At 65.1% G+C, this 25,820-nt stretch carries 24 protein-coding genes; 9 read left to right on the top strand and 15 right to left on the bottom strand.

Annotation, left to right across the window (positions count from 1 at the left end):
* Positions 1-22 precede the first annotated feature (22 nt).
* From V0R59_RS01075 to V0R59_RS01035, 9 genes are all read right to left on the bottom strand, one after another.
* Positions 23-628: an START domain-containing protein gene (locus V0R59_RS01075; RefSeq protein WP_330074227.1), complete on the bottom strand. Its 606-nt coding sequence runs from the start codon at positions 626-628 to the stop codon at positions 23-25.
* Positions 629-661: 33 nt separating this feature from the next.
* Positions 662-916 (bottom strand): YkgJ family cysteine cluster protein, encoded by a 255-nt coding sequence (locus V0R59_RS01070; RefSeq protein ID WP_330074226.1) that lies wholly within the window; start codon positions 914-916, stop codon positions 662-664.
* A gap of 121 nt (positions 917-1,037) precedes the next feature.
* A complete protein-coding gene (locus tag V0R59_RS01065) occupies positions 1,038-1,541 on the bottom strand; it encodes a translation initiation factor 2 (RefSeq protein WP_330074225.1) in 504 nt (167 codons plus the stop codon).
* 69 nt (positions 1,542-1,610) lie between these two features.
* Positions 1,611-3,059 carry an aminotransferase-like domain-containing protein gene (locus V0R59_RS01060; RefSeq protein WP_330074224.1) on the bottom strand — a complete coding sequence of 483 codons (1,449 nt, stop codon included), beginning with the start codon at positions 3,057-3,059 and terminating at the stop codon, positions 1,611-1,613.
* Positions 3,060-3,274: 215 nt separating this feature from the next.
* Positions 3,275-4,084, bottom strand: coding sequence for an OmpA family protein (locus tag V0R59_RS01055; protein WP_330074223.1), 810 nt, complete (start codon positions 4,082-4,084; stop codon positions 3,275-3,277).
* A complete protein-coding gene (locus V0R59_RS01050; RefSeq protein WP_330074222.1) occupies positions 4,081-4,434 on the bottom strand; it encodes a DUF4398 domain-containing protein in 354 nt (117 codons plus the stop codon). Before V0R59_RS01050 ends, V0R59_RS01055 begins: the two co-directional genes overlap by 4 nt.
* Before the next feature lie 9 nt (positions 4,435-4,443).
* Positions 4,444-5,256, bottom strand: a complete 813-nt coding sequence (locus tag V0R59_RS01045; protein ID WP_330074221.1) for a substrate-binding periplasmic protein — start codon at positions 5,254-5,256, stop codon at positions 4,444-4,446.
* A gap of 122 nt (positions 5,257-5,378) precedes the next feature.
* Positions 5,379-6,308 (bottom strand): electron transfer flavoprotein subunit alpha/FixB family protein, encoded by a 930-nt coding sequence (locus V0R59_RS01040; protein ID WP_330074220.1) that lies wholly within the window; start codon positions 6,306-6,308, stop codon positions 5,379-5,381.
* Positions 6,309-7,058 carry an electron transfer flavoprotein subunit beta/FixA family protein gene (locus V0R59_RS01035; RefSeq protein ID WP_330074219.1) on the bottom strand — a complete coding sequence of 250 codons (750 nt, stop codon included), beginning with the start codon at positions 7,056-7,058 and terminating at the stop codon, positions 6,309-6,311.
* Positions 7,059-7,616: 558 nt separating this feature from the next.
* Between V0R59_RS01035 and V0R59_RS01030 the strand changes: the two genes are divergently transcribed.
* Positions 7,617-9,281 (top strand): electron transfer flavoprotein-ubiquinone oxidoreductase, encoded by a 1,665-nt coding sequence (locus V0R59_RS01030; RefSeq protein WP_330074218.1) that lies wholly within the window; start codon positions 7,617-7,619, stop codon positions 9,279-9,281.
* Between the two features lie 49 nt (positions 9,282-9,330).
* Here V0R59_RS01030 and V0R59_RS01025 read toward each other — a convergent pair whose 3' ends face one another.
* Positions 9,331-10,656: an MFS transporter gene (locus tag V0R59_RS01025; RefSeq protein ID WP_330074217.1), complete on the bottom strand. Its 1,326-nt coding sequence runs from the start codon at positions 10,654-10,656 to the stop codon at positions 9,331-9,333.
* A gap of 94 nt (positions 10,657-10,750) precedes the next feature.
* On the bottom strand, positions 10,751-11,230 hold the full coding sequence (locus V0R59_RS01020) for a histidine kinase (protein WP_330074216.1): 480 nt from the start codon (positions 11,228-11,230) through the stop codon (positions 10,751-10,753).
* Between the two features lie 358 nt (positions 11,231-11,588).
* Between V0R59_RS01020 and V0R59_RS01015 the strand changes: the two genes are divergently transcribed.
* The 3 genes from V0R59_RS01015 to V0R59_RS01005 are packed head-to-tail and all read left to right on the top strand — an operon-like array spanning position 11,589 to position 16,133.
* Positions 11,589-12,761, top strand: coding sequence for an efflux RND transporter periplasmic adaptor subunit (locus V0R59_RS01015; RefSeq protein WP_330074215.1), 1,173 nt, complete (start codon positions 11,589-11,591; stop codon positions 12,759-12,761).
* A complete protein-coding gene (locus V0R59_RS01010) occupies positions 12,762-14,729 on the top strand; it encodes a MacB family efflux pump subunit (RefSeq protein ID WP_330074214.1) in 1,968 nt (655 codons plus the stop codon).
* 3 nt (positions 14,730-14,732) lie between these two features.
* Complete coding sequence (locus V0R59_RS01005) at positions 14,733-16,133, top strand: efflux transporter outer membrane subunit (protein ID WP_330074213.1); 1,401 nt, start codon at positions 14,733-14,735, stop codon at positions 16,131-16,133.
* 19 nt (positions 16,134-16,152) lie between these two features.
* On the opposite strand, the gene pvdP is transcribed toward V0R59_RS01005, so the two are convergent.
* The 3 genes from pvdP to V0R59_RS00990 form a co-directional block, all read right to left on the bottom strand.
* The gene (gene pvdP, locus V0R59_RS01000) at positions 16,153-17,772 is read right to left on the bottom strand and encodes a pyoverdine maturation tyrosinase PvdP (protein ID WP_330074212.1); all 1,620 of its coding nucleotides are present in this window, start codon (positions 17,770-17,772) and stop codon (positions 16,153-16,155) included.
* Positions 17,773-17,891: 119 nt separating this feature from the next.
* Entirely contained in the window at positions 17,892-19,214 is a 1,323-nt protein-coding gene (locus V0R59_RS00995; protein WP_330074211.1) for an ATP-binding protein, read from the bottom strand.
* Positions 19,211-19,894 (bottom strand): response regulator, encoded by a 684-nt coding sequence (locus tag V0R59_RS00990; protein ID WP_330074210.1) that lies wholly within the window; start codon positions 19,892-19,894, stop codon positions 19,211-19,213. Before V0R59_RS00990 ends, V0R59_RS00995 begins: the two co-directional genes overlap by 4 nt.
* Before the next feature lie 166 nt (positions 19,895-20,060).
* On the opposite strand from V0R59_RS00990, the gene dsbD reads away from it, so the two are divergent.
* The 4 genes from dsbD to V0R59_RS00970 all read left to right on the top strand — a co-directional run bounded on the left by dsbD (position 20,061) and on the right by V0R59_RS00970 (position 24,249).
* Entirely contained in the window at positions 20,061-21,788 is a 1,728-nt protein-coding gene (gene dsbD, locus V0R59_RS00985) for a protein-disulfide reductase DsbD (RefSeq protein WP_330074209.1), read from the top strand.
* On the top strand, positions 21,788-22,630 hold the full coding sequence (locus tag V0R59_RS00980; RefSeq protein ID WP_330074208.1) for a prolipoprotein diacylglyceryl transferase family protein: 843 nt from the start codon (positions 21,788-21,790) through the stop codon (positions 22,628-22,630). Before dsbD ends, V0R59_RS00980 begins: the two co-directional genes overlap by 1 nt.
* Positions 22,627-23,385 carry a thiol:disulfide interchange protein DsbG gene (dsbG, locus tag V0R59_RS00975; RefSeq protein WP_330074207.1) on the top strand — a complete coding sequence of 253 codons (759 nt, stop codon included), beginning with the start codon at positions 22,627-22,629 and terminating at the stop codon, positions 23,383-23,385. The genes V0R59_RS00980 and dsbG overlap by 4 nt, the downstream gene beginning before the upstream one ends.
* Before the next feature lie 318 nt (positions 23,386-23,703).
* Complete coding sequence (locus V0R59_RS00970; RefSeq protein WP_330074206.1) at positions 23,704-24,249, top strand: RNA polymerase factor sigma-70; 546 nt, start codon at positions 23,704-23,706, stop codon at positions 24,247-24,249.
* A gap of 31 nt (positions 24,250-24,280) precedes the next feature.
* On the opposite strand, the gene V0R59_RS00965 is transcribed toward V0R59_RS00970, so the two are convergent.
* Positions 24,281-25,015 (bottom strand): substrate-binding periplasmic protein, encoded by a 735-nt coding sequence (locus V0R59_RS00965; protein WP_330074205.1) that lies wholly within the window; start codon positions 25,013-25,015, stop codon positions 24,281-24,283.
* 238 nt (positions 25,016-25,253) lie between these two features.
* Between V0R59_RS00965 and V0R59_RS00960 the strand changes: the two genes are divergently transcribed.
* Complete coding sequence (locus V0R59_RS00960; protein WP_330074204.1) at positions 25,254-25,805, top strand: exonuclease domain-containing protein; 552 nt, start codon at positions 25,254-25,256, stop codon at positions 25,803-25,805.
* Positions 25,806-25,820 lie beyond the last annotated feature (15 nt).

Here is a 25,820-nt window from a genome sequence, read left to right as displayed (position 1 = left end):
ATTTCTCGGTAACTGTAACGCTTCACTTGGCCTTTTCAGCCCGCTCCCTCAGTGCCTTCAACGTGTTGAACGGCGCCTCGACCACGAACCTGTTCGCCAGCCACGACGGCACGCTGCCACCCGGATTGGTGTGCAACTGGTAGGTGACCTCGGTCACATCGCCCTTGGGCACCAGTTTCCAGTAGCCATCGGCCGCAGCCACCCGAACGAAGCCCTTTTCATCCGGCTGGTACTTGGGATCGGCATTGATCTTGCGGGTCACGCTGCCATCAGCCTCCTGGACCGTGGTGATATGCAGGATCGAGTCCCGCGGAGTCACCGGCCATGGCGTGTTGAACTGCGCGTAGGTCCAGCTCTGGTCGCCCTCGTGCTTGAGCAGCTTCTGTGTCTTGCACTCGTGGATCCAGGCACAAGAGCCGGCCACGTCTTCCTGCAACCGGGTAATGGTCGCCAACGGCGCCTTGATCACCGTCTCACCTCGATAAGCCTTGTAGTCGGAACCCGGCACCGCACTGAGGGAAACCTTGATCCCCTCCTCATCCTTGGCGACTTTCCATTCCTCGGCAAACGCCATGCTCGACAAGGCAGTCAAACCCACGATTACTGCTACACGCTTCAACGATCTCATCCGCTTGTTTTCCTTGTTGTCGAAGATCAGCCTTCAGGCCGCAGTCATCTGCTCCCACCAACCGATGATCCTGATCGCCTCGTCGCGATCGCCGCCGCAGACTTCGATATCCGCCTTGAAACCCGAACACACCGCCGGACGCTCCGGCTTGCCGAACAGGTCGCACAGATTGACTGCGGAAAGATGAATGCAGCGCTCGCCGGCCGGCTTGCCGTCGGGCATGCCGGGAATGAACGAGCTGATCGAGGGCGCGATGCAGCAGGCGCCACAGCCTTCACGGCATTTCATGGAAATCAGAACCTCGGGGAAGCAAATGGTGCGGATGGAAGGATAGTAGCGACTAAAACAATCGTTTGAAATTGCCGACAGGATGAAATAACGCTGACTGGCCAGTTCTCGTCGTGAACGGCTACTGCTTGAATTCGAACTCGATGGCGGCGCCTTCGATCTCTTGCTGGCGGCTTTCATTGCGCAATTGCAGCTGCATCTCGTTGCTCAGCAGACGACCGTTGAGCTGAAACGGGCTTTGCACTTCCGGCTTTTCGCCGAACATCGCCGGCAGCAGCGGCTTGCGTACTTCCGCCTCGATCTGCTCCACCGGCTTCATGCCCTTCACCATATCCGGTGGCAGGCTGAGATCGAGCTTGGCCTTGGGCAGTGGCGCGGCAATGGCATCCGCTTTTTTCCGACTGGTGGTCTTGCTGGCCTTGACCGGCTTCTTCACCGTTTTTTGCGTGACAGCAGTCTTCTTGGCCGGCTGCGGCTTTGCCTTGCCGGCCTCGGCTTTCTGCACCGGCGCTTTCGCTTCGGCGAGCAACAGAGGGGCCGCCGCAGGGTCAGCCAGCGCCTGACCGGCCAACGGCACCGCGAGCAATCCCGCCAACAGCAGACTGGCACAACGCAATGGAGTCATAGGCAACGACAGAACACCCGAGGAAAGTCGCTATGGTCCCTGTTCCAGACATACCTGACAAGATGCAGATTACAGATAGCCAGTACCCGTCGCCGCTTCTTGACACAGTTGGTTCGCCAGCATGCCAAGGGTCATCAGCGCCCTCTCCGCCTCACGGTTCCAGGGAATGCCGCAATTGAGGCGAATGCAATGGTTGAACTGCTCGGTATTACTGAAGATCAGCCCCGGCGCGATACTGATGCCCTGCTGCAGTGCTCGCACATGCAACTCCTGGGTGTTGACCCGCCCCGGCAAACTGACCCAGAGGATGAAGCCACCGGTCGGCCGGGTCATCTGCGTGCCGTCGGGGAAGTACTGCTGCACCGCCAGCTGATAGGCGCTGAGGTTCTTGCGGTATTCCTGGCGAATGAAGCGCAAGTGGCGATCATAGCCGCCATTTTCCAGGTAGGACGCCACCCCCATCTGCGTCACGCTGCAGGCGGAATGGGTACTGAAGGTCTGCAAGCGCTGGATTTCCTGCTGGTAGCTTCCGGCCACCATCCAGCCAATGCGCACCCCGGGCGACAGGGTCTTGGAAAAGCTCGAACAGTAGATCACCCGACCAAGACGGTCATGGGCCTTGAGCGATTTGGTCTTGCCTTGCTCGAACATCAGCTCGCCGTAGATATCGTCTTCGATGATCTGGATGTTGAAGTCCGAGGCCAGGCGCAACAGTTGTTTCTGCCGGTCTTCCGGAATGGTGCCACCCAGCGGGTTGCTGAGGCGCGCGGTCAGCACCAGGGCCTTGATCGACCACTGGTTGGCCGCCAGTTGCAACGCTTCGAGGCTGATGCCGGTGGACGGATCACTGGGGATCTCGATCACCTTCAGGCCCAGCAGATCGGCCAGTTGCAGCAAGCCGTAGTAGGTCGGCGACTCGGCGGCGATCAGGTCGCCGGGGCGGGTCAGCACCCGCAGCGACATCTGCAGGGCATCGACGCAACCATGGGTGACCACCACTTCCGACGGATCGACCACCACCCCGGCATCGCGCATGCGAATCGCGATCTGCCGGCGCAGTGGCTCGAAGCCCGGACTGAACATGTAGCTGAACGCCCGCGGACTCTGGAACCGGGTGACCTTGGCCAGTTGCTGATGCAGTGCGCGCACCGGCAGGTAATCCACATGAGGCACCGCCGCGCCAAGCGGGAACACGCCATCGCGACGGGCTTCGGTCAATACCTGCTGAATGATGCTGGCACGGGTGACCAGGCCTGGTCGCTCGACACGGGCGATATCCGGTGTCGAGGCAGTCAGCGCCGGGGTCTGGTGGACGTAGTAGCCGGACTGCGGACGGGCGCGGATCAGCCCCTGGTCCTCAAGATTGGCGTAGGCCTGCAACACCGTGGCATGACTGACGTTGAGCTGCGAACTCATCTTGCGCACCGAAGGCACGCGCTCGCCCGGCTGGTAGACGCCACGCCGGATATCTTCGGCGAGCTGTTGGGCGATACGCTGATAAAGCAACAGGTTGGTCATGATCCACTCTCGACACGCACAGGCAATCTTGGTTGTTATAGTCCAGGCCAGCGAAGAATACCGTAACAGTTGCCAAGTGTACTGGAACAGATTGCGGATGAGACGACAATACAGTTGCATGACCGCGCTGCAAAGCGCTTCGTTGGAATAAGCAGAACGCTGACCATAAAAAAACCCGGCCTCTTTCGAGGGCCGGGTTGTTCATGCCGCCTGGCTCAGCGCTCCGCGCCAAGCCGGCCTTTTTCATCGGAAAAGACGATCTCGACGCGACGGTTCTGCGCCCTGCCCCGTTCCGAGGCATTCACCTCGACCGGATACTGGTCGCCATAGCCGATCACCTTGATGCGCTTCTCGTCGATACCGAGGTCCACCAGCATGTCGGCCACGGCCTGAGCCCGGTTACGTGACAGGGTGAGGTTGTCCTCAGGGTTGCCGGTGCTGTCGGTATAGCCCTCGATGCGCACCACGCGCTTCGGATTCAGCTGGAGGAACTGCACCAGCTTGAGCACGGTGCGGCTGGCCGAATTCTTCAGCTCAGCCTGGCCAGTATCGAACAGCACATCGCCGAGGGTCATCACCAGACCGCGATCGCCCTGGGTCGTGGCCAGGCTGACGATTTGCTCCTCCAGCCATTTGCCCTGCTGCTGCACGCTGCTCAGCTTGGCTTCGCGCAGGGCCAGTTGCAGGCGCTGGCGCTCCAGCTCCAGCTTGGTCTGGCGCTCCTGGTTGAGTACCAGGTTACTGTGCTCGCGGGCGATCTCGCTGTAGCGCTGGCTCAGGTAGGCGTAATGCCGCACATCGCTGCCGGTGCCCCAGTACGTGGCCAGGCGCTCGGCCTTGGCCAGCGACTCGCCGGCGCGAATGACATCCCGCGGCGCACTGCGCAGGACATTGGAGTCGTCCTTCACGGACTGGAAGCTGGTACTCGCCTGCTCCAGAGCCACTTCGCTGCGCTCGCTCGCGCAACCTTGCAAGCCTAGGACGCCGGCCAACGCCAGCAAGGCCAGAGATTTGCTCGAACTCACTGCTGTTCCCCCAGTTGCTTGCGCAGGCGATCCACCCGGGATTGCAGCAAGGTCAGTTGTTCTTGGCTCTTCAGGGTCAGCACCCTGGCTTCGGCCAGGCGTGCATCCAGCTCAGCCTGCTCGGCGCGCATGCGCGCGTCGCGGAACGACTCGCTGGCCATGTTGGAGCGGGCCCGTGCCAGCTTGTCTTCGGCCAGCTTCAGCTCGGCCACATCGTCGCTCGCGCCGACGGCCTTGGCCTGCTCCAGCGCCTGCTCGGTCAGGCGCATCTGTTCCTCGGGGGCCGGATCGCTGGCGCAACCGGCCAGGGCCAGCAACGCCAGAGCAATGAATAGCGGTTGAGTTCTCACACGGATTTCCTACTGTTTTGGGGCGTCGAGCGGTGCCTGCAACTGCGCCTGCCAGCGCTCTACATTGCGTTGCACGACCGCCTGGACTACGCCAGAGGCCGGCAATTCTGTCAGTTTTTTCGCCAACTGTCCGCGCAACCAGGCATCGTTGCAGGCGGAATTGTGCGACAGGGCCAGAAACAGCCCCGGATGATCCAGGGCCTGGCCGCGAGCAACCAGGTCATTGGCCATGCCCAGGCTCTGCGCCATGGCCATGCCGGCATAGCGCCCGGCCAGGACGTAGTCGACCTGGCCGAGCAACAGCTTCTGCATCGCCTGGGTCAGGTTGGGCACCACCGCCAGCTTGAGCTCGGCCTTGGTGAACGCTGCGAACTCCGGCGTCAAGCGGGCCTTTTCCGAGATCGCGCCCTGGTGCTTGTGCAGGTCGGCAAGGTTGTCATAGACGAGCGCGGAGTCGTGCCGGGTCCAGACCACGTATTCGTTCTGCACCACGGCCGGATGGATGTAGTCCATGGCGGTCAGTTCATCGATGGCCAGCGGCGCATCCACCAGCAGGTCCATGCGCCCGCTGCGCACCTCGGCCTGGGCATCACTGCGCTTGCCGCCGTACAGCACTTCGACCTTGAGTCCCAGCTCGGCGGCGACCTGCTGCAGCAGGTCGACATTGGCACCGATCAGGTGCCGGGGATCCTGCGGGTCACGCCAGGAGTAAGGCGGCGCGTCCGGGCTGCCGGTAGCCACCAGCCGCTCGCATTTGCCCACCGCCAGCGCCAGCGATGGCAAGCAGGCCAGCCCGAGCACGGCCAGCATTCCCTTTCTCATGCACCTACCCCTTTTCTCGACCCGCAGAAATCAAAAAGCCCGGTTGCCCGGGCCGTGCGACGATGGAATCCATCACTGCACGGCCCGCGACAACCGGGCCCTTTATAAGTGAAGCGACTGGATTAAACCAGCTTCTCCAGCTCAGGAACGGCTTCGAACAGATCCGCCACCAGGCCATAGTCGGCCACCTGGAAGATCGGTGCTTCTTCGTCCTTGTTGATCGCGACGATGACTTTCGAGTCCTTCATGCCGGCCAGGTGCTGGATCGCGCCGGAGATACCGACGGCGATGTACAGCTGTGGCGCAACGATCTTGCCGGTCTGGCCGACCTGCATGTCGTTCGGCACGAAGCCTGCGTCGACTGCGGCGCGGGAAGCGCCGACCGCCGCGCCCAGCTTGTCGGCCAGGGCGTACAGGTGCTTGAAGTTGTCGCCGTTCTGCATGCCGCGGCCGCCGGAAACGACGATCTTGGCAGCGGTCAGCTCTGGACGGTCGGACTTGGCCAGCTCTTCGCCAACGAAGGACGACTTGCCAGCGTCGTGCGCGGTAGCGACGGTTTCGACGGCAGCCGAACCACCTTCGGCGGCAACGGCGTCGAAGCCGGTGGCGCGAACGGTGATGACCTTGACCGCAGCGCTCGACTGCACGGTGGCAATGGCGTTGCCCGCGTAGATCGGACGCTTGAAGGTGTCAGCGGATTCGACCGAGATGATCTCGGAGATCTGGTCGACGTCCAGCAGCGCGGCAACGCGTGGCAGGACGTTCTTGCCGTTGGACGTGGCCGGTGCCAGCACGTGGCTGTAGGACTTGCCCAGCTCGGCTACCAGCGGTGCGACGTTTTCCGGCAGGAAGTGGGCGAAGGCAGCGTTGTCGGCAACCAGGACCTTGGCCACGCCGGCGATCTTGGCAGCGGCTTCGGCCACACCGCCGACGTTCTGGCCAGCGACCAGGACGTGGACATCGCCACCGATCTTGGCGGCAGCGGCAACGGTGTTCAGGGTAGCGGGTGCAACGGCACCGTTTTCGTGTTCAGCGATAACCAGGATAGTCATTTAGATTACCTTCGCCTCGTTCTTCAGTTTCTCGACCAGTTCAGCAACCGACTTGACCTTGATGCCCGCGCTGCGTGCAGCAGGCGCTTCGACTTTCAGGGTCTTGTTGGTCGAGGCGGTGGAAACGCCCAGCGCGTCTGGAGTGATGGTCTCCAGCGGCTTCTTCTTGGCCTTCATGATGTTCGGCAGCGACGCGTAGCGCGGCTCGTTGAGGCGCAGGTCGGTGGTGACGATCGCCGGCAGGTTCAGCGAAACGGTCTGCAGGCCGCCGTCGACCTCACGGGTGACGTTGGCCTTGTCGCCGGCGATCTCGACCTTGGAGGCGAAGGTGCCCTGGCCGAAACCGGTCAGTGCAGCCAGCATCTGGCCGGTCTGGTTGTTGTCGCTGTCGATGGCCTGCTTGCCGAGGATGACCAGCTGAGGCTGCTCTTTGTCGACAACGGCTTTCAGCAGCTTGGCGACGGCCAGGGAGTTCAGCTCTTCGGCGGACTCCACCAGCACGGCGCGGTCGGCACCCAGTGCCAGGGCGGTACGCAGTTGTTCCTGGGCAGTGGCAGGACCGACGGTAACGACGACGATCTCGCTGGCCACGCCTTTCTCTTTCAGGCGTACGGCTTCTTCGACGGCGATCTCGCAGAAGGGGTTCATGGACATTTTGACGTTGGCGAGGTCGACGCCGGAGTTGTCCGCCTTGACGCGAACCTTGACGTTGTAGTCGACCACTCGTTTGACAGCTACAAGAACCTTCATGGATTCCTCGTTACTCTCCGGTGAAAAGAATGTCGCCTGGGCCGAAGCCGGCGATTGCGCGTGGGTACAAGGGCACCTCTGAAAACATCACCTCAAAGGACGATCACGGCGAGACGAATTCAGACTGACTGAGCAGTCCCGATCCGACCCTTCATCGCAAAACCCCAAGGCCATTTCTTGTCGTGGCGTGTAAACTCCACTACACAGCGGGGTTTGGCATAACTGCCCTGCTCTTTGCCAGGTCTTTAGGGGTGCTCCTGCATCCGACGGTCAGCCTACGGCGAGCGTAAAACCGCCCGTATCTTGACCGTAACGCCCAATCCGGTCAATACGGCAAAACCGCCAGCTTCCAGCCGCGCCTCTTTGATTTTACTGGGCTGCGGCAAATTCAAACAAACGTTTGTATTGGACCGCGCAAGTGGTGTAGATATAATGCGCGGCCAAGAGAAAGCGGTGTAGTACGTCATCCTCCGAAGCTACAGAATCGCCCCCTTCGACGTGACCGCCTTGCACCCACTACAAAGAAAAACCTGATGAGCCTTGAGTAGGAGAGAACCTGTGGAACGCGAATACATGGAATTCGACGTGGTCGTCGTCGGCGCAGGCCCGGCGGGCCTGTCCGCCGCCTGCCGACTGAAGCAGAAGGCCGCCGAAGCCGGTAATGAAATCAGCGTCTGCGTGGTCGAGAAAGGCTCCGAGGTCGGTGCCCACATTCTCTCCGGCGCGGTCTTCGAGCCGCGCGCCCTGAACGAACTGTTCCCCGACTGGAAGGAACTCGGCGCGCCGCTGAACACCGAAGTGAAGCGCGACGACATCTACGTCCTGAAAAGCGCCGATAGCTCGACCAAGGTCCCCGACCTGTTCGTGCCCAAGACCATGCACAACCAGGGCAACTACATCATCTCCCTCGGCAACCTGTGCCGCTGGCTGGCCCAGCAGGCCGAGAACCTCGGCGTCGAGATCTACCCGGGCTTCGCCGCCCAGGAAGTGCTGTTCGACGACAACGGCGTTGTGCGCGGCATCATCACCGGCGACATGGGTGTCGATCGCGAAAGCAACCCGAAGGACGGCATGTACACCCCCGGCATGGAACTGCGCGGCAAGTACACCCTGTTCGCCGAAGGCTGCCGCGGTCACCTGGGCAAGCAACTGATCAAGCGCTTCAACCTGGACAGCGACGCTGACGCCCAGCACTACGGCATCGGCCTCAAGGAAATCTGGGAAATCGACCCGGCCAAGCATGAGCAAGGCCTGGTGGTGCATACCGCCGGCTGGCCGCTGGACGTGACCAGCAACGAGAACACCGGCGGTTCCTTCCTTTATCACCTGGAAAACAACCAAGTGGTGGTCGGCCTGATCGTCGACCTGTCCTACTCCAACGCCTACCTGTCGCCGTTCGACGAATTCCAGCGCCTCAAGCACCATCCGGTGCTCAAGCAGTACCTGGAAGGCGGCAAGCGCATCAGCTACGGCGCTCGCGCCATCTGCAAGGGCGGCCTGAACTCGCTGCCGAAGATGGTCTTCAACGGCGGCGCGCTGATCGGTTGCGACCTCGGCACCCTGAACTTCTCCAAGATCAAGGGCAGCCACACCGCGATGAAATCCGGCATGCTCGCCGCCGACGCCGTGGCCGACGCACTGATCGCCGGCAGCGAGGGTGGCGACACGCTCAACACCTACGTCGACGCCTTCAAGGCCAGCTGGCTGTACGAAGAACTGTTCGCCAGCCGCAACTTCGGCCCGGCCCTGCACAAGTTCGGCCCGCTGTTCGGTGGCGCGTTCAACTACATCGACCAGAACTGGTTCGGCGGCAAGCTGCCGTTCACCCTGCACGACACCAAGCCGGACTACGCCTGCCTCAAGCTGGCCGCCGACTCGAAGAAGATCGATTACCCGAAACCGGACGGCAAGCTCAGCTTCGACAAGCTCAGCTCGGTGTTCCTCTCCAGCACCAACCATGAAGAAGAACAACCGTGCCACCTGAAGCTGGCCGACGCCGGCATCCCGATCGGCACCAACCTGCCGCTGTACGACGAACCGGCGCAGCGCTACTGCCCGGCCGGCGTATACGAGGTGATCGCCCAGGAAGACGGCAGCAAGCGCTTCCAGATCAACGCGCAGAACTGCGTGCACTGCAAGACCTGTGACATCAAGGATCCTTCGCAGAACATCACCTGGGTGACCCCGGAAGGTGCGGGTGGACCGACCTACCCGAACATGTAAGTCGCCAGCCATGAAAAAAGCCCCTCTGCCGCAAGGCATGAGGGGCTTTTTACTGCCATTCGATCAGCTGTTGGCCTAAAGCCAGGTCTTCCTCGGTACTCAAGCGTTCCCGCGCGCCAAAGTACATCGCCGTCAGCACCCCGACAAACCCCATCAGCGCACAGAACCCCACGCACACCCACGGACTCCACGGCATCAGCGCGATCAACAGCAACGGCGTGGTGCTCGCCCACAGCGCATAGGCAACGTTGTAGGTAAAGGAAATCCCTGACACCCGGATCCGCGCCGGGAACAGCCCGACCATCACCGACGGCACCACACCCACCACCCCGCAGGCCAGGCCGGCCAGGGCGTAGGCCACGCCCACCGTGTCCCAGGCCGCCACCAGGCTGCCATACAGCGCGCCGATACCCAGCGGCAGCAGCAGCGAATAGAGGATCAGCGCCCGCCAGGCGCCGATCCGGTCCACCAGCATTCCGGCCAGCACGCACCCGATATTGAGGAAGACGATGCCGATGCTGCTGAGGGCAAAGGTGTGCCCGGCCGCCATGCCGAAGCGCTGCTGCATCACCGTCGGCGTGATCACCACCAGCACCACCACCGCCGAGGTGAGCACGCAGGTCAGCAGCGCCGCCGGGATCAGCGCGCGGCGATGCTCGCGCAATACGGCGCGCAGGGAAAACTCCACCGGCTTGTCGTTGCGCTGCGCGGCCAGTGCGAGGAATACCGGGGTCTCGCTGAGCCAGCGCCGCAGCCAGACGCCGATCACGCCGAACACCCCACCCAGCAGGAACGGATAACGCCAGGCGTAGGCGAGGATTTCCTCGGGGGTGTACAACCGGGCCAGCAAGGTCGCGGTCAGGGCACCCAGCAGGTAGCCGAAGGTCAGCCCCGCCTGGAGAAAGCCCAGGGCATAACCGCGACGCCCCACCGGTGCGTGCTCGGCGACGAAGGTCCAGGCGCTCGGCACCTCGCCGCCCACCGCCGCGCCCTGGAGGATGCGCAGGGCAAGCAGGATCAGCGGCGCGGCATAGCCGATCTCGGCATAGGTCGGCATCAGGCCGATCAGCAGGCACGGCAGGGCCATCATCAGGATGCTCAGGCTGAACACCTTCTTGCGTCCCAGGTGGTCGGCGAAGTGGGCCATGAGGATGCCGCCCAGCGGGCGCGCCAGGTAGCCGGTGACGAAAATCCCGAAGCTTTGCAGCAGGCGCAGCCACTCGGGCATTTCCGGCGGGAAGAACAGCTGGCTCAGGGTCAGGGCGAAGAACACGAAGATGATGAAGTCGTAGATTTCCAGCGCACCGCCCAGGGCCGCGAGGCCCAGGGTCTTGTGGTCGCCGCGCGAGAGCCGCGCGGAATCGTTGGCAGTCATAGGGGTTTCCGCAGGAATGAACGGGACCGCGCGCCGCCGGGCGCGCCTGAACGAGGGGCAGAGCATATCAAAATTGCGCGATGGCGCAGGCGCCTCAGGTAGGCCGGGAGAACACCGTGTGCCCGAGGTTCTGCCAGCGCTTGGCCGGCCCACGCGGCTTGCCCTGCGGATGGGGCAACTGGCCGATCACCCGCGGCGCGTCCACCAGCGCCATGAACGCGTGCAGGGTCTCGTCATCCGGCACCTTGGGCAGGCTGATGCTCACCGCCTGGCGCTGGCCAGGCGGCACTGCGGGCATCTTCAGGTGCTGCGATTCGTACAGCAGCGCATGCTGGATCTGCACATTGACCCGACAGAAGCGCTCCAGGTCGACGCCGGCATGGCTGGCCAGGTCGATATTGCCGATCAGCAGGTTGAAGGGCAGCAAGGCGTTCTGCACCAGGTGCTGCAGGTCTTCGAAGGACTGCACGGGAGCGATGCGGAAGTACCCCATGCCGTTGAGCATCTTCTCCAGTTGCAAGAGCTGCATCGGATGCGCATCGGCCAGCAGGATTCGCAAGGATTTGTCAGGCATCGTCGTTGACCAGGTGCGGTGGTTGTAGGGAACGATCCTTGGTCAAGACTGCCGCGCCGGGGCGCATTTCCTGGGAGCTTCCCTTGATAGTTGACGGGAAACCGGCGGAAATCAAGGCAGCGTCAAGAATTTGTTGAAGTAGCGGGTTGCCGCTTCGTTCCATCCGGAACGATATATCGAGCATCTGTAAATGGTTCTCACACGTATTTGAAGGTTTCGCCGTACCATGGCCACCCTCTCCGCCCGGGCGCGCGCCGCCCCGCGGGTAAATTAAGGCATTAGCCCCTCGTCTACCTGGGAGCCTCCCGTGCGCCGCGTTGCCGCCGCCCGGGCCGAATCCCTCTGGCTGGAACCCCGCATGAGACGTCCGACGTTCAAACGCCGCCTGCTGATCTGCACCCTCGGCGTCACCGCCCTTGGCGCACTGGTGGCCTGGAAGACCTTGCCGGGCAACGACCCGCTGAGCACGGTCGCGGTCACCCGCGGCGATATAGAAAGCAGCGTGACCGCCCTCGGTACCCTGCAGCCTCGCCGCTATGTCGATGTCGGCGCCCAGGCCTCGGGACAGATCCGCAAGCTGCACGTGGAACCCGGCGACCAGGTCCGCGAAGGTCAGTTGCTGGTGGAAATCGACCCCTCGACCCAGCAGGCCAGACTCGACGCCGGACGCTACTCCATCGACAACCTCAAGGCGCAACTGGCCGAGCAGCAAGCCCAGTACAAGCTCGCCGAGCAGCAGTACAAGCGCCAGCAAAGCCTCGCCGCTGGCGGCGCCACCCGCGAGGAAGACGTGCAGACCGCCCAGGCCCAGCTCAAGGTGACCCAGGCACGCATCGACATGTTCCGCGCGCAGATCCTCCAGGCCCAGGCCAGCCTGCGCAGCGACGAGGCGGAACTGGGCTACACGCGGATCTATGCGCCGATGTCCGGCACCGTGGTCGCGGTGGACGCCCGCGAGGGCCAGACCCTCAACGCCCAGCAACAGACCCCGCTGATCCTGCGCATCGCCAAGCTGTCGCCGATGACCGTCTGGGCCCAGGTGTCCGAGGCGGATATCGGCCATGTCAAACCGGGCATGCAGGCCTACTTCACCACCCTCGCCGGCGGCAAACGGCGCTGGGTCAGCACGGTGCGGCAGATCCTGCCGATCCCGCCCAAGCCCCTCGACCCGAGCATGCAGAGCAGCGGCGGCTCCACGAGCGGCAGCGGCGGCAGCACCGGCAAGGTGGTGCTCTACACCGTGCTGCTCGATGTGGACAACCCGGACAACAGCCTGATGGCGGAAATGACCGCCCAGATGTTCTTCGTCGCCGGCCAGGCCAGCGACGTGCTCACCGCGCCGCTGGCGGCCCTGGAGGATGACGGCGACCAAGCCGACCGGCGCCTGGCCCAGGTGGTCGGGCGCGACGGGCGCATCGAGCAGCGCCACGTGCGCACCGGTATCAGCGACCGCCTGCGGGTGCAGGTTCTCGACGGCCTGGCCGAAGGCGAGCACCTGCTGATCGGCGCACCTGTCGCCAGCGGGGGCTGAATGAGCACGCCCCTGATCGAACTGCGGGATATCCGCAAGTCCTACGGCGGCGTCGACACGCCGAAAGTCGAGGTGGTGCGCGGCATCGACCTGGCCATCCATCCCGGCGAATTCGTCGCCATCGTCGGCGCCTCCGGCTCCGGCAAGTCGACCCTGATGAACATCCTCGGCTGCCTCGACCGGCCCACCAGCGGCCAGTACCTGTTCGCCGGCAAGGACGTCGCCGAACTGGACGGCGACGAGCTCGCCTGGCTGCGCCGCGAGGCCTTCGGCTTCGTGTTCCAGGGCTACCACCTGATCGCCTCCGGATCGGCCCAGGAAAACGTCGAGATGCCGGCGATCTATGCCGGCATCCCGGCCGCCGAACGCCACGCCCGCGCCGCTGCCCTGCTGCAGCGCCTGGGCCTTGGCGAGCGCACCGGCAACCGCCCGCACCAGTTGTCCGGCGGCCAGCAGCAACGGGTGTCCATCGCCCGCGCGCTGATGAACGGCGGGCATATCATCCTCGCCGACGAACCCACCGGTGCCCTCGACAGCCACAGCGGCGCCGAGGTCATGGCGCTGCTCGACGAACTGGCCAGCCAGGGCCACGTGATCATCCTCATCACCCACGACCGCGAGGTCGCTGCCCGTGCGCAACGGGTCATCGAGATCCGCGACGGATTGGTGATCAGCGACTCGGCCAAGTACCAGGCACCACGCCAGGCCGTGCAGAAATCCGGCCCGCAGGCCGAGGAACTGCGCCAGCACCTGGACCGCGGCGCGACCCAGCGCGGCGCCTGGAAAGGCGAACTGCTGGAGGCCCTGCAGGCGGCCTGGCGGGTCATGTGGATCAATCGCTTCCGCACCGCGCTGACCCTGCTCGGCATCGTCATCGGCGTCGCCTCGGTGGTGGTCATGCTGGCCGTCGGCGAAGGCAGCAAGCGCCAGGTGGTGGCGCAGATGGCCGCGTTCGGCTCGAACATCCTCTACCTCAGCGGCAAGTCGGCCAGCCTCCATGCGCCTGCCGGCATCATCACCCTCGACGATGTCGAGGCGCTGTCCGGCCTGCCCCAGGTGAAGAAGATCATGCCGGTGATCGGCAGCGAACTGACCGTGCGCTTCGGCAACGCCAGCGGCAAGTTCTACGTCGGTGGCAACAACACCTTCTTCCCCGGGATCTTTAACTGGCCGGTGGCCGAGGGCAGCTTCTTCACCGACGCCGACGAACGCAACGCCGCCGCGGTGGCGGTCATCGGGCCCAAGGTCAAGGAGAAGCTGTTCGGCGAACGCAACCCCATCGGCCAGTACATCCTGATCGGCCAGGTGCCCTTCCAGGTCCTCGGCATCCTGGTGGCCAAGGGTGCCAGCTCGGGCGACAGCGACAGCGACGGACGCATCGTGGTGCCCTACTCCGCCGCCTCGATCCGCCTGTTCGGCAGCCGCGACCCGGAATACGTGACCATCGCCGCCGCCGACTCGGCCCGGGTGAAGGAAACCGAAGCGGCCATCGACCACCTGATGCGCAAGCTGCACCACGGCAAGCAGGACTACGAACTGACCAACTTCGCCGCGCTGATCCAGGCCGAGGCGCGCACGCAGAACACCCTGTCGCTGATGCTCGGCGCCATCGCCGCGATTTCCCTGCTGGTGGGTGGCATCGGGGTGATGAACATCATGCTCATGACCGTGCGCGAGCGCACCCGCGAGATCGGCATCCGCATGGCTACCGGTGCGCGCCAGCGCGACATCCTGCGCCAGTTCCTCACCGAGGCGGTGCTGCTGTCGATGGTCGGCGGCGTGACCGGCATCGTCCTCGCCGCGCTGGTCGGCGGCGGCCTGATGCTGGCGGACATCGCCGTGGCCTTCTCCTTGGGCGCCGTGCTCGGCGCCTTCACCTGCGCCGTGATGACCGGCGTGGTGTTCGGCTTCATGCCGGCCCGCAAGGCGGCCCGGCTGGATCCGGTCAAAGCCCTGACAAGCGAATAAACGATGAAAGTGCCCAGCCGTCTCAGCCTCCTGTCCCTCTGCGTGCTGCTCGCCGCGTGCTCCAGCCATGAACCGGACGCCGCCTTGCCGCCCGCCCCTGCACAGTGGCAGGGCCAGACCGTCCCCGCATCCATCGCCGACGGGCCCTGGTGGCAGGCCTTCGCCAGCCCGCAGTTGAATGCCCTGGTCGAACAGGCACGGGCCAACAGCTTCGACCTGGCGGCGGCCATGGCCCGGGTACGCCAGGCCCAGGCCAGCGCGGTGATCGCCGGCGCGCCGCTGTTGCCGGAAGTGAAATTCGGCCTCGACGCCAGTCGCCAGCGCCTGCTCCATGGCCGCGGCTACAACGGTATCGATGCCAGTGGCAGCGAGCGCACCTACAACTCCTACGGCACCCGCCTCAGCGCCAGCTATGAAGTGGACTTCTGGGGCGGCAAGGCCGCAGCCCGCGACAGCGCACTGCGCAGCCTCGACGCCAGCCGCTTCGATCGCCAGACCGTGGAGCTGACCCTGCTCAGCGGCGTGGCCAGCAGCTACCTGCAGAGCCTGGCGCTGGTGGAGCAGCTCGGCATTGCCCGGCTCAACCTGACCAACGCCCACGACGTGCTCAAGCTGGTACAGACCCGGCATGACGCAGGTTCCGCCACGGCACTGGAACTGGCTCAGCAGCGCAGCCTGGTGGCGGCGCAGGAGCGCCAGGTGCCATTGCTCGAACAGCAGTTGCAGGACACCCGCATCACCCTGGCCACCCTGCTCGGCGAACCGGTGCAGCAACTGCCGGCCATCCGCGAGGATTTCGCCGCCGTCCACTGGCCCCGGATCGGCACAGGCGTGCCCAGCGACCTGCTCAGCCGGCGGCCGGATATCGCCGCTGCCGAGGCACGCCTCTCGGCGGCCCGGGCCAATGTCCAGGTGGCCCGCGCGGCGATGCTGCCGAGCCTGACACTGGGCGCCGACCTCGGCTCGGGGGCGCAGGTGTTCGACCAGTTGCTGCGCAGTCCCTATTACAGCCTGACCGCAGGGCTGGCGGCACCGATCTTCGACAACGGCCGGCTCGCGGCCGAGCGGGACAAGGCGCGGGCCGGGCAGGAGGAACTGCTGGAGCTGTATCGCGGCAGCATCGTCGCCGGCTTCGGCGATGTGGAGAAAGCACTGAACGGCATCGATGGCGTGGATCGCCAGCGGCAGTGGCAGGACGAGGAAGTGCGCCAGGCGCGGACCGCCTTCGAACTCGCGGAGAACCGCTATCGGGCAGGGGCGGAGACCTTGCTCACGGTGCTGGAGACGCAGCGCACGCTGTACCAGGCGCAGGACCAGCAGGTGCAACTGCGGCTGGCGCGTGTGCAGGGAAGCGTGGCGTTGTACAAGGCGCTGGGTGGTGGCTGGCAGGTGGTTTCGCGCTAGGGGCCCTGCAACAGGGCCCTCAGGTAATTCCCTTCATCGACAGGTGCCGCGCATACCAGGGCCGCTGCGGCACCCGCTTCATCAGCGGCTCCAGCACGTCATCCTTGGCGAAGACGATGCGCAGCGCCAGCTTCATGGTTTCGATATCCATCTCCACCGACTTGCCCGGGAACATGCCCGGCGTGGTGCTGCAGCCATGGGTGGTCGGCCCCAGCCACGGGTCCCCGACCTCGTTCCAGCGCCCCGGCGCGAACCAGTCCACGCCATTGACCTGCAAACGCGTGACCTGCCCCGGGTTGTGTCGCTCCTGGGCGCGGTACCAGTCCTCGATGCGGTCGTCGATCCAGCCATGGAAGCCCCAGAACACCGGGCTGACATGGGAGGAAAACGGATCGCCGAGGAAGTCGTTCTCCGGCCCGTACCAGCGCGCGGCGAAGTCCGACGGATCGCGGGCGAAGGGCACCGGCGCGCCATTTGACGGGTCCCGCGGGACCGCGGCCCAGCACATGTGCAGCCAGTCATGCAGATTCATCTCCAGCTCCGAGCCCAGCTCGCCGAGAGTCATCCTCGAAAGGTACTGCGGGTCCTGGTACTGCGACTCCCAGACCTGGAAGTTGCTACAGAAAGTCTCCTGCGCCTTGATCACCGCGACCCACTGGGTGTAGTCGCTGTCCCCCGGCGCGCGCCAGGTCGGCGGCACGCTGTAGCCGTCGTGGTTGTCGAAATAGCGGGCGAAACCGTGGCGGTCGTATTCCACGTTTGGTTGCGGCAAGGGGAAATGCGGCCACGACGGCAGCGGCTGGAAGGTCCGGGCGGCCTGGAGCATGTGCCGATGCATGAACAGAAAGTCCACTCCGGAACCGTTGCGGTGCTTGCGCGGCCCCCGGGCGTCGCGCTCCTTGTCTCGCGGGCCGGGCTGCCAGCCGAGCCCGCGCAGCGAGGCGTGGCGTTCTTCGGAAAGGCGGTGCCATTTGTCCCGGGTCGCATGCCAGAGCTGGTGGAACAGGCGGTGCTCGGCACTGATCAGCCAGGCGCGCAGTTCCGGGGTGTAGGCGATGCGCTCGCGGGCCTCGGGGACCATCCGCTTGACCGCGACAAAATGGCTGTCCTGCAGCGGCAACGCCATGGAGCGGTCGAGGCGTTGCAGGCGACCGCTGAGGGTGCCGCTGCCGGCATTGCCGAACTCGCCCCAGACCTCGTCCAGGGTGGCGATGCATTCGAAGCCCGGGCCGCCCTGGTTGCTCAACAGGCGCCAGCGCACCTGGGCGGTGGAGGCGCCGACCAGGTCACCGAGCACGCGATAGCTGGCGGGGCCGGGTTGTTCGAGGTTCTCGCGGGTGCCGAGTACGCCGCGCAGGCCACGGCCCTTGGCCGCGATGTCGAGATAAAGCTGCGCGCCTTCGCGGGGCAGGTCCGGCAGGCCGCCGTCGGCGCCGGTGAAGCGAATGTCCCAGATGCCGCGCAGCTGGTTGCCCAGTTGCTGGCCGGCGATATCCGCCAGTTCGACGCTGGCTTCGCCGGGGGTGACGACGTCGTCCTCGGGGTCATGGGTCAGTTTCTGGTGGGCGTAGTACACCGCCGGCACCGCCGCGCTCGTCACTGCCAGACCTGCTATGAAACCGCGCCGCGATATCGTCATTCCCCACCCGTGCCAGCCATGGAAACTGCTTGTGTCCAAGCTAGAACGTTGGGTTGGCAAAGAAATTTAGGCAGAAAGACAGAATAGTGAATGCACCACCAAACCCTGTGGGAACCGGGTCAGGCGGACGCTTTCAGCGGCATCTGCAGCAACACCCGCAACCCGTCTCCCCGGCTCTCGAAATGCAACGAACAGGCACAGCGCTGCACGATGGCCTGGACGATCGCCAGCCCCAACCCGCTGCCTTCGCTCTGCCCGTTGCGCCAGAAGCGCTGGGTCAGGTGCTGCAGGTCCTGCTCGGCGATGCCGGGTCCATGGTCACGTACCAGGAAGCCGACACGCTGCTCTTCCACCTGCACCTCCAGTTCCACTGGCGCCTCGCCGCGGCTGTGGCGCAAGGCGTTGTCCAGCAGGTTGCGCAAAGCCGCCACCGCCAGCGCGCCGGGCATGTCCAGCAACACCTGGGCAGCCCGTGACGGGGCATTAAGGACGATTCGCTGGTTGTCGCCGGTGTCCTGGATCGCCTGGCGCGCCACCTGGTCGGCGCTGCACTGCACGCCGTCATCGAACGACAGGCTGCCCTCGACCCGCGCCAGCAGCAGCAACTGTTCCAGCGTGCGGTGCAGGCGATCGGCGCCCTCCTCGGCATGCGCCAGCGCCTGCTCGCGGACCAGGCCGTCGGTCATCCTCGCCACCTGCAGGTGGGTCTTGATCGCGGTCAGCGGGCTGCGCAGTTCGTGGGCCGCATCGCCGGTCAGGCGGCGCTCGCGTTCTATGGTCTGGCCGATACGCAGGAACAGCTGGTTCTGGGTATCCAGCAACGGCTGCAGCTCGCTGGGCACCGCCTTGATCTGCAACGGCTCCACCGAATCCGGGCTGCGCCGGCGCAAGGCCTCGCGCATCCAGTTCAACGGTGCCAGGCCCTTGCCGATGCCGATCCACAGCAGCGCCAGGCTGCCGAGCAACGCCACCAGCACCGGTGCCGAGGCGGCGAGGAGGATCGAGCGGTTCAGCGCCTCGCGCTCCAGGTGGCGGTCCGCCGTGGTGATACGGATGTCGTCATGGATGAAGGTGAAGCTGCGCCAGGGCGCGCCATCGATGATCTGGTCGTGGAAGCCGCCCTTGCCGTCGTCGAGGTGCTGGTCGGCGCTGTGATGGCTGCGGGCGAGGATCTCGCCGCGCAACGAGGTGACCTGGCAGGCCATGCCGTCCGGCACGCTCAACTGGTCGGCGCTCAGCCGCGTGCCTTCGCCCTGGCTGGTCAATGGCTGCGGCAACTGGTCGATCAATCCGGCGACCATCCGCGCCGACGCCACCAGGCGCTGGTCGAGGGAAAACATCATCTGCTGGCGCAGGTCGCGCAGCATCCAGGCGGCGGCCAGGGCCCAGATCAGGACGAAGGCGGTACCGAGGATCAGGCTCAGGCGCAGGCGCAGGCTCATCGCGCGGCTCCAGGCGGCAATTGCGCCGGGCCGAGACGGTAGCCGAGGCCGCGCACGGTCTCGACGATGCCATTGCCGAGCTTGCGCCGCAGGTGATGGATATGCACGTTGAGGGCGTTGCTTTCCACTTCGTCGCTGAAGCCGTAGACGCTGTCCTTCAATTGCTCGCTGGAGAGCACCCGCCCGGGGTTGTTGAGCAGGGCCTGGAGAAGCGCCTGCTCGCGCCGCGACAGGTCCACCGGCTTGCCGCCAAGGCTGACTTCGCAGTTGCTCGGGTCGAAGCTCAGCGGGCCATGCTCGATGATGTTGACGCAGCGCCCGGCCATGCGCCGCACCAGGGTGTGCAGGCGCGCGGCGAGTTCGCGCAGGTCGAAGGGCTTGAGCAGGTAGTCGTCGGCGCCGGCCTGCAGGCCGTCGACGCGGTCGGTCACGGCGTCGCGGGCGGTGAGGATCAGCACCGGCAGGCTGTGGCCCTGCTGGCGCAGGCGCTGCAGCAGCTTGAGGCCGTCCTCGTCGGGCAGGCCGAGGTCGAGCACCATCACGTCGAAATGCGCGGCCTGGAGCAACGCCCGCGCCGCGCTGGCATTGGCCACGCGGTCCACGTTCAGGCCCTGGGCGCTGAGCCCGGCAATGATGCCGCTGGCGATCAGGTCGTCGTCTTCACAGAGCAGTACATGCATGAGCGGATTCAGTCATCGGACAGGAAAACCGGCATTGGGCCAGAACAGGATTAACCCGGGATTATGCCCTCCCCCGCAGCCCGCGTCGCCTGCCGGCCGACGGCTTAACCCTGGGTTAATCCAGGCGGCTCAGCCTTGGCCTTCCATGAAATCCCAAGGCTTCGACATGCGTGCATTGATCCTGGCGTTCCTCTGCCTGTTCAGTTCCCTGAGCCAGGCGCAGCCCTTCGCCAATCCTTTCGCCCAGAGCGACTTCCTGCCGGTGGAGAAGGCCTTCGTCTTCACCAGCGAACGCCTCCCCGACGGCCAGACCCGCCTGCACTGGGCGATCAGCGACGGCTACTACCTGTACCAGAAGCGCCTGAAGTTCGATGGCCTGACGGCGGAGCAGATCCCGCCACTGCCGCCGGCCCAGGACCACCATGACGAATTCTTCGGCGACCAGCCGGTGTACCGCGGCCAGCTCGAACTGCTGCTGCCCGCCTCCGCCGCCGGCACCCTGCGCATGGGCTGGCAGGGCTGCGCCGATGCCGGCCTGTGCTATCCGCCGCAGACCTCGCTGGTCGAGCTGGGCGGCAGCGGCAACAGCGCCAGCACTGCGGGCCAGGCCGACGACCAGGCTCTGGCCGGCACCCTTCAGCAACGCCACCTCGGCTGGGGCCTGCTGGTGTTCTTCGGCCTCGGCCTGCTGCTGGCCTTCACCCCCTGCTCGCTGCCGATGCTGCCGATCCTCGCCGGACTGGTCATGGGCAACAACGCCAGCAGCCGGCGTGGCTGGGCCCTGGCCGGGGTCTACGTGCTGAGCATGGCGCTGGTCTACGCCGCCCTCGGGGTGGTTGCCGCGCTGCTCGGCGCCAATCTCCAGGCCTGGCTGCAACAGCCGTGGCTGCTGGGTAGCCTGGCGGCGCTGTTCGTGCTGCTGGCCCTGCCGATGTTCGGCGCCTTCGAACTGCAACTGCCGATGTTCCTGCGCGACCGCCTGGAGCGCGCCGGCAGCAAGACCCGCGGCGGCAACCTCGCCGGTGCCGCACTGCTCGGCGCCCTGTCCGGCCTGTTGATGGGCCCGTGCATGACCGCACCACTGGCCGGCGCGCTGCTGTACATCGCCCAGAGCGGCAATGCCGTGCACGGCGGACTGGTGCTGTTCAGCCTCGGCCTGGGCATGGGCCTGCCACTGTTGCTGCTGGTGACCCTGGGCAATCGCTACCTGCCCCGTCCGGGCGCCTGGATGAACCTGGTCAAGGGCTTCTTCGGCTTCGTCTTCCTCGCCATGGCCCTGTACACCCTGCGGGTGGTGCTGCCGCCGAGCCTGTGGCTGGGCCTCGCCGGCGCCTGGTTGCTGGCCCTGGCCTGGAGCGCGTGGCCGGCCCTGGGTCGCTGGCGTGCGGTGCAGCCGGTACTGTTGATCGGCGGGCTGTGGGGGACGCTGGCGATCGTGGGCGCCGCCGGAGGTGGCAGCGATCCGTGGAAGCCGCTGGCACCTTATGCCGGCGGCGCAACGGTGGCGTCGGTCGCCACCGCCCATGACGCCTTCACCACCGTGAACACCCCGCAAGCCTTGCAGGCCGAACTGGACGCCGCGCGCGCCCAGGGCCAGTGGGTATTCCTCGACTACTATGCGGACTGGTGCGTGTCCTGCAAGGTCATGGAAAAGCAGGTGTTCGCCCGTGCCGATGTACTCGCCGCACTGGCTGGCGTGCGCCTGGTGCGCCTCGACGTCACCGCCGATGCCGCGCCCGCCCGCGAACTGCTCAAGCGCTACCAGGTGCCGGGGCCGCCGAGCATGCTGTGGATCGGTCCAGATGGTGAAGAACGCCGCGCCCGCCGCCTGGTGGGCGAGGTGGACGCGCCCACCTTCCTGGAACACTGGAATGCCACCCGGAGCGAAGGCTGATGCTGACGGTGAATATCGGCCCGATCGCCCTGGCCCTCGACCACCTGTTGTTGCTCCTGGCCCTGGGCCTGGCAACCCTGGTGGGCTGGCGGGTCGCCAGGCGCGGCGGCGACAACCCCGAGCCCTCGCTGTTCAACCTGTTCATCCTCGGCCTGGTCTGCGCGCGGATCGGCTTCGTCATCGCCTACTGGCCGATGTACCGCGACGACCTGCTGCAGATCGTCGACATCCGCGATGGCGGCTTCCTGCCCTGGGTTGGCCTGCTCACCGTGCTGCTCGGCGCGCTGTGGACCGCCTGGCGCAAGCCGGCACGGCGCCGCCCGCTGGGCTGGGGCCTGGCCAGCGGCGCACTGTTCTGGCTGCTGACCAGCTGGGCCAGCCACCTTTATGAAGAAGGCACGCAACTGCCGTCGTTGAGCCTCAAGGACGCCCGCGGCCAGGAAGTCGTCCTCGACAGCCATCGCGGCAAGCCGCTGGTGATCAACCTGTGGGCCACCTGGTGCCCGCCATGCCGCCGCGAAATGCCGGTGCTGCAACAGGCGCAGCATGAATACCCGGGCGTCACCTTCCTCTTCGTCAACCAGGGCGAGACGCCGCAGATCGTCACCAACTTCCTCGCCACGACCGGTCTCAACCTGTCCCACGTGCTGTTCGACGCTGGCGGGCAACTGGCGGCGCAGGTCGGTTCGATGGCCCTGCCCACCACCCTGTTCTACGACGCCGACGGCCGCCTGGTGGGCAGCCACCTCGGCGAGCTGTCCCGTGCCAGCCTCTACCATGCGCTGCAGTCCTTCGATCAAGGCGTGCAGCCGCTCACTACTCCCACAAGGAATGCACCATGAGGATCCCTGTTTCCCTGGGCCTGGCCCTGGGCCTGCTCGCCAGCCCGCTGCTCCAGGCCGAGGAACTGCCGGCGGCGGTTCGCCAGATCGAAGCCAAGGGCGCGAAAGTCGTCGGCAGCTTCGATGCCCCCAACGGCCTGAAAGGCTATGCCGCGCAGTTCCAGAATCGCGGCGTGGCCCTTTACCTGACCCCGGACGGCAAGCATGTGCTGGTGGGCAGCCTGTTCGACGAAAAGGGCCAGGACCTCAGCGAGCCGCCGCTGGAAAAACTGGTCTACGCGCCGATGGCCAAGGAGGTCTGGGCGAAGATGGAAAAATCCGCCTGGATCGCCGACGGCAAGGCCGATGCGCCGCGCGTCGTATACCTGTTCAGCGATCCGAACTGCCCGTACTGCAACATGTTCTGGGAGCAGGCGCGACCGTGGGTCGAATCGGGCAAGGTGCAACTGCGCCACATCATGGTCGGCATCATCCGCGCCGACAGCCCGGGCAAGTCCGCCGCCCTGCTCGCCGCCAAGGACCCGCAACAGGCCCTGCTGGACCACGAGAAGGCCGGCAAGGCCAGCAAGCTCAAGCCGCTGGAAAGCATTCCGGCGGATGTCCAGGCCAAGCTCGCCGCCAACCAGGCACTGATGGACGAACTGGGCCTCTCCGCCACCCCGGCGATCTTCTACCTGGACGAGCAGCAACGCCTGCAGACCCAACAGGGTGCGCCGCGCCCCGAACTGCTCGGGCAGATCCTCGGCAAGCGCTGAACCTTCCTCCCGCCCGGCGCGGATTCAGCCACGCACCGGGTTTTCTTCGGCCGCCTCCCAGGCGGCCTTTTTTTGCCTTCAACACGCCATCCGGGCATTGGCACGGATTCGTCATTTGCCTGTGCGATAAGCATCGTGCCGGCCGCAAAACCGTGCGCCGGTGAGCTACGTCACAGTTCGCGGCTTAGATCAAAATCGCAGTACCCCTCATCAACTTTCGCATTTGACAATAATTATCATTAATACTAGTTTGTCGCACGTCGTCGCGAACGGCCCCGTAAGGCCATTCGCTATCCACTTAGAGAAAAGGTGATTTCCATGGCGGAACAACTATCCACAAGTAAGTGCGATTCACCGTTACTCCAAGCGTTCGTCGACAACCGTGGCATCCTCGTCAAGATCGCAGCGCGCATCACCGGCTGCCGTTCCCGGGCCGAGGATGTCGTGCAGGACGCTTTCTTTCGCCTCAATTCCGCGCCGCAGATCACCTCGTCGTTCAAGGCGCAACTGAGCTATCTGTTCCAGATCGTGCGCAACCTGGCCATCGACCACTACCGCAAGCAGGCGATGGAGCTGAAGTATTCGGGTAGCGAAGAGGAAGGCTTGAACGTGGTGATCCAGGGCGCCTCGCCCGAGGCCGCGCATATCAACTTCGCCACCCTCGAACACATCGCCGAGGCGCTCAGCGAACTGCCCCCGCGCACCCGCTATGCCTTCGAGATGTACCGCCTGCACGGCGTGCCGCAGAAGGACATCGCCAAGGAACTGGGTGTCTCCCCGACCCTGGTCAACTTCATGATCCGCGATGCCCTGGTGCACTGCCGCAAAGTGTCCAGCGCCCGCGGCGCCGGCCTGCCCCACTGAAACATGGCCAGCCGGGATATCCCCGGCCCGCTCAGTGGCTGTGCGCGCCGATCACCTGGATCCGGTAGGGCTGGAAGATCCTCAGCAACTCGCCATTGGCCCGCAGCTGGTCGAGCAGCGCGGCGAACTCTTCGCCGCTGATCTTCGCCTGCGGGCGCAACAGCGCGTAGTGGTGATAGAGCTGGTCGATGCGCTCCGACGCCAGCAACTCCCCGACACTCTCCGGATTGCGCACCAGGTAGTCGCTCAGGTACGAGCGGGTGACCAGGGCGATATCGGCACGCTCGCGCTGGACCATCAGCAGGTTGCTGTCGTGGGAATAGGTCAGGGTGGCGTTGAAGGTGCTGGCCAGGTAGCGCGGGTCGGGATTGAAGTCGGCGAAGGCGTAGTGATAACCGCTGAACAGGGCCAGGCGCTTGCCCTTCAGGTCATCGAAGTAATGCTGATCGCGATCGGCGGTGCGATGGGCGACGAAGATCTCGGCGTCCTCCAGGCCCATGTCGACGCTGACATGCGGGATGTTCTGCCAGCCCCAGTCGGGATTCTCGAAGATCGCCATGTCCACCCGGCCCTGCTCGAAGTCGCGAAAGCGCCGCGGAATCGAGGTGGGTACCAGGACGAAATGGAAACGGCCCTGCGCCTTGTTCAGCGCTTCGGCCAGTTGCGGCAGCAGGCCGGTGTCGGCGCCTTGCTCGGGTCGGACGGTGTAGGGCGGAAAGTGCGCCGCGCCAATCCTGATTTCGACGGCCTCGGTCGCAAAGGCCATGTCGGCCCACCAGGTCAGTGCGCAAAGCATTAACGAAGACAATACCCGCGGTGTGAACGCTGGAATCAAGGTGACACTCTCAAGGATTCGGACCCGGATCCGTTAAAGCTAGGCGTTTTCCCCAGGTAGTACAACCCGCCGCATGCGCCATTTTCGAGCATTGAGGCAAAATGCTATGGGATACCGCCGACGCCCGTGTTTGGCTACGCTTGAGCCACATCTTGTCAGGGATACAGTTATGGGCCATTGGTTGGTGATCGACCTGGAAGCTACCACCGATGACGGTGGCTGGCCGATCACGGATATGGAAATCATCGAAATCGGCGCCAGCCTGGTCAATCGCGAGGGGCGGGAAGTCGATCATTTCCAGCGTTTCGTCAAACCACGGCGGCGTCCGCAGCTCACGCCGTTCTGCCGCCAGCTGACCCACATCACCCAGGCCAACGTCGATGGCGCTCAGCCGTTCAACGAGGTCTGGGCGCAGTTCGAACGCTGGCTGGGGCACTACCAGCCACGCCTGGAAGGCTGGACCAGTTGGGGCGACTACGACCGCAAGCAATTGCTCCAGGAATGGCAGGCCAATGGCCTCGACAGCCTGCTGGCCCGGTTGCCCCACCTCAACCTCAAGCAGCGCTTCGCCAAGGCCCGCCACCTGCAGCGTCCGCTGGGCCTGAATGGCGCATTGCAACTGGCCGGCCTGCAGTTCAACGGACAGCAGCACCGGGCCCTTGAGGACGCGCGCAACACGGCGCGGCTGCTGCCGCTGACACTGCCGGTCCAGGGCACCTGAAAGCGGATGACGGGA

Source organism: Pseudomonas ulcerans (assembly GCF_036324125.1).
GTDB classification, from domain to species: Bacteria; Pseudomonadota; Gammaproteobacteria; order Pseudomonadales; family Pseudomonadaceae; genus Aquipseudomonas; species Aquipseudomonas ulcerans.
Note: the sequence above shows the minus strand (reverse complement) of the source record. Positions and strands in the feature narration are given on the sequence as shown.